Annotated in this window: 5 protein-coding genes; 2 read left to right on the forward strand and 3 right to left on the reverse strand. The window is 73.2% G+C overall.

Features of this window, described 5'->3' with window-relative positions; translation table 11 throughout:
• Positions 1-267 precede the first annotated feature (267 nt).
• Positions 268-1,569, reverse strand: a complete 1,302-nt coding sequence (locus JWQ05_RS16145; protein ID WP_299660361.1) for a phage major capsid protein — start codon at positions 1,567-1,569, stop codon at positions 268-270.
• Positions 1,566-2,114 (reverse strand): HK97 family phage prohead protease, encoded by a 549-nt coding sequence (locus JWQ05_RS16150; protein ID WP_299660364.1) that lies wholly within the window; start codon positions 2,112-2,114, stop codon positions 1,566-1,568. The genes JWQ05_RS16145 and JWQ05_RS16150 overlap by 4 nt, the downstream gene beginning before the upstream one ends.
• Positions 2,115-2,198: 84 nt before the next feature.
• Between JWQ05_RS16150 and JWQ05_RS16155 the strand changes: the two genes are divergently transcribed.
• Entirely contained in the window at positions 2,199-2,435 is a 237-nt protein-coding gene (locus JWQ05_RS16155; protein WP_299660367.1) for a type II toxin-antitoxin system VapB family antitoxin, read from the forward strand.
• The gene (locus JWQ05_RS16160) at positions 2,432-2,839 is read left to right on the forward strand and encodes a type II toxin-antitoxin system VapC family toxin (protein WP_299660370.1); all 408 of its coding nucleotides are present in this window, start codon (positions 2,432-2,434) and stop codon (positions 2,837-2,839) included. Before JWQ05_RS16155 ends, JWQ05_RS16160 begins: the two co-directional genes overlap by 4 nt.
• Here JWQ05_RS16160 and JWQ05_RS16165 read toward each other — a convergent pair.
• On the reverse strand, positions 2,824-3,921 hold the full coding sequence (locus JWQ05_RS16165) for a phage portal protein (RefSeq protein WP_299660373.1): 1,098 nt from the start codon (positions 3,919-3,921) through the stop codon (positions 2,824-2,826). The two genes, JWQ05_RS16160 and JWQ05_RS16165, sit on opposite strands and share 16 nt — an antisense overlap.
• Between the last annotated feature and the right edge of the window lie 22 nt (positions 3,922-3,943).

Here is a 3,943-nt window from a genome sequence, read left to right on the forward strand (position 1 = left end):
TGGGATCGTATTTCCGCTCAAGCGCCGGATAGACATCCGCCAGCCGCGTGCCGGGCTTGAGAAATCTCGCCGCGTCCGGGCGTACCCATCGCGCGGCGTCGGGGCGCAGCCAGCGCTGCTGCTGATGCCGCGAAAAAGCGTTCGCGCGAGTGACCATGCGCGGGCTCCGGATTCAACGACCGTCGGAAATGGAAACGGCGCGCCGCAGCGCGCCGTGAAAAGTCCGTGGCGGACGGTCGCGACGCCTTTTGGCGCCTCGCCCGGGACTTACGTCGCGGCGAATTTCAGCAGCTTGATCGCGTCGAAATCCTGCACGCCGCCGCCGACGCGCTTGGTCGTGTAGAACAGCACGTAGGGCTTGGCCGAGTAGGGGTCGCGCAGCACCCGCAGGCCGGCGCGGTCCACCACGAGGTAGCCGCGCCGGAAGTCGCCGAAGGCCACCGAGAGGCTGCCGGCGCCCGCATTCGGCATGGCTTCCGCCTCGACGATGGGAAAGCCCAGCAGGGTGGCGGAGCGGTCGGCGGCGAGGGGGGGCTGCCACAGGTAGTTGCCGTCCGCGTCCTTGAGCTTGCGGATGGTGCTCTGCAGGCGCCGGTTCATCACGAAGCTGGCGTTCTGGCGGTAACCGGCGCGCAGGGCGTAGATCAGGTCGAACAGCACGTCGGCCGGGCTCGCGGCGGGGAAGGCGCCGGGCGCCCCCGTCGCCACGGTCCCGAGCTTGCCCGGACTCCAGGCGCTGTTCGCCACCGTGTCGTAGCTGAGGAAGCCGCGCGGGCGGCTGACCCCGTTGCCGGTGACGAAGGCGGTGCTCTCCTGCTCGGCGAACGCGGTCTCGACCTCGTCGGCGAGCCAGGAATCGATGTCCACGATGGCGTCGTCGAGGAGCGTCTGGGTCGCCGCCGGCATGGCGTAGAGTTCCACCGCGGGAAAGCTCAGCTCGGACAGGACCGGCGCGTCGGTCTGCGGCCGGGGCGCGGTCTCGGCGACCCAGCCCGAGACGGCGTCGCGCACCGAGACCGCGCGCTTGTACTGCCCGCCGGAGATGACCCGCACGGTGGCGAGCGCCCGGATCGGCGAGAGGTTGGCGAGGCGCGTCAGCACGTTACGCTCCACGGTGGCGGGCACGAGGTAGCCGCCATCCGGCCCGGACCCCGCCGAGAGCGCCTTCTCTTCCAGGCGCTTGAGGCCGCCGCTTTCGCCGGCCCGCACGTAGAGGTCGAAGGCCGCCTTGTGCTCGGCGGCCGCCGCGTCGCGCACCACCGGCGCGCCGGCGCCGAGGGGTGGGCGCCGCCCGTCGAGGGTGAGACGGTCGAGGCGCGTGCGGGCGGTGTCGAGGGCGGCATCGATGCGGGCGAGCTTCTCCTCGGTGAGGACGTCGCCCGAGGCGCGGCCCTCGATCTCGGCGAGGCGGGCGTCGTTGGTCTCCTTGAACGCCTCGAAGGCGCGGGAGAGTTCGCCCATGGCGGCGCCCACCGCCGGATCGTTCGGGGCGTGGCCGGCCGCTTTGTCCTCCAGGGGCGGGAGCGCGGATTTCAGGTCCAGGGCCTGGGTGTCGATTCGGACGGTCATGCGAACCTCGCGGGTCGGGCGGGACGAAGGGCGGCGGGCCGGGGCCCGGGCCGGGTGGAGGGGGTGGCCGCGCGCCGGGCCGGCGCCATGCGGCGGGCCAGGGCGTGGAGGTCCTGCGCCAGCGCGGCGCCGGCGTGGGCCGGGGCGGTGATCCGCGCGCCGGCCTGGAGCGGGAAGGTGACGAGCGAGATCTCCCAGAGGTCGATGGCCTCGAGCCGGCGGGTGCCGCCGCGCTCGGGCCGCGCGCGCACCGTGCGAAAGCCGATGGAGAGCCCGTCGAGGGCGCCTTCGCGCAGCAGCGCGTCGAGTTCCCGGGCCCGCTGGACGGCGAGGTTCAGGCGGCCCTCGACGCGCAGGCCCCGCGCATCCTCGCGTAGGGAGAGCCAGCGCCCCACGGGCTCGGCCGGGTCGTGCTGCCAGAGCATGCGCACGCCCTCCGTGCCCCGGACCGAAAGGCTGGCGGCGAAGGCGCCGGGGGCCACCACGTCGCGTCCGAGATCGGGCACGCCGAACAGGCTGGCATAGCCGGTGAAATGGCCGTCCATGGGCGACTCCGCTGAGAGGATCGGGTGACAGGACGGCACCCGGGGGACATCCACCGAAGAAAACAGGATGCCCGCGAGGTGCCGATGCCGCGCTACATCGCGGACGACCGCACGGCGGCTCTGGTCGCCCGACTCGCCGCGGTTGCCGGCGTGACGACGTCCGAGGCCATGCGCCGGGCCGTCACGGCGGAACTCGCCCGGCTCACGCCGGCCGTGCCCTCGCGCGATCGCTTCGCGGCCCTGAGCGCCGGCCACGCGCTGCCGCCGCCCACCGGCGAGCCGGCCGACAAGGCTTTCTTCGACGGGCTGAACGGCGAATGACGATCTTCGTCGATGCCTCGGCCCTGATCGCGATCATCACCGGGGAGCCGGATGCGGACACCCTCGCCGACCGGTTGGAGGCCGACCGCGACCGGATCCGCTCGACCCTCTCCGTCTGGGAAACGGTGGCGGGCCTGGTGCGCAGCCAAGCCGTCACGGTGGAGGAAGCCCGGGCTCAGGTTCGCCGCTATCTCGAGGCCGGCGCGATCCGCTTCGTGCCCCTGGCGGAGCGGGACTACGATCTCGCGATCGAGGCCTATGCCCGGTTCGGCAAGGGCCGGCATCCGGCGGCCCTGAACATGGGGGATTGCCACGCCTATTCCGGCGCTCGGGCGCATGCGGCGACACTCCTGTTCGAGGGCGACGCCTTTTCGCGGACCGATATCGATCAGGCCGGCCCGTAACCCACCGCCTCGCGCTTCTCGGCTTCCGTCAGAAAGTCCGCCGCCTGTACCCGACGCCACAGGCTCTCGCGCTCGGGGGCCAGGGCCTCGATGGCGTCGAGGTCGGGCTCCAGGCGGGCGGGGCCGAAGGCGGGTTCCAGCCAGTGCGCCAGGGCCTCCGCCGTGCGGCGCACCAGCGGGATCACGGTCTGGCGGTAGAAGGCGCGGTTGGCCTCGGCGTAGTTGGCGTGGGTGTTGTCGCCCGGCAGTCCCAGCAGCAGGGGTGGCACGCCGAAGGCGAGGGCAATCTCGCGGGCGGCGCCGCTCTTGGCCTCCACGAAGTCCATGTCCTTCGGGGACAGGGCCAGGGGCTTCCAGTCGAGCCCGCCCTCCAGCAGCAGCGGTCGCCCGGCATTGCCCGCACCCTGGTAATTGGCCTCGAGCTCGCCCTTGAGGCGGGTGAACTGCGCGTCGCTCAGGCCCGAGCCGGCCGAGGTCGAGAAGACCAGGGCGCCGGAGGGCCGAGCGGCGTTGTCGAGGAGCGCCTTGTTCCAGGCGCCCGCCGCGTTGTGGATGTCGAGCGCCACCGCCGCCGCCTCCATGGGCGAGAGGCCGTAATGGTCGTCGGTGGGGTGGAACAGGGTCAGATGCAGGATCGGGGGCACGCCTTCGCCCGACTGGTCGAAGCGCAGGCTGCGCCCGCCGACCGCGTAGTCGTAGGCGGCCGGCCAGCCGTCGGGGCCGGGCACGACCCGCATCCGGTCGGGGCGGAGCGCGTGGAGTTCGCGCGGGATTCCGTCGAGCCCGCTGGCCTGGAGGTAGGCGTTCCCCGAGACCATCAGGTGCCCGTAGAGGGATTCCAGCAGGCGCGCCCCGCCCTCGCGCGGGTTCGGCCGGGCCAGCAGCGCCTCCAGGGGATGCGGGCCGGCCTCGTCGGTCCCCACCAGCCCCAGGGGCAGGGAGGCGGCGGCTTCCGCCACCAGCCGCACGGCGCGGTGCACGATGGCGTTGCGCTGGAACCCCTCGCGGGCGAGCGCGCCGATGTCGCGCGGCGTCCACACCGCCCGGCCCTCGCCGTAGAAGGCGATGCCGACCCCGGACAGCGGCGCGGCCTTGGTCTCGGGC

Origin of the sequence: Methylobacterium sp. (genome assembly GCF_028290105.1) — a bacterium.
In the GTDB taxonomy this organism is placed as follows: Bacteria; Pseudomonadota; Alphaproteobacteria; order Rhizobiales; family Beijerinckiaceae; genus Methylobacterium.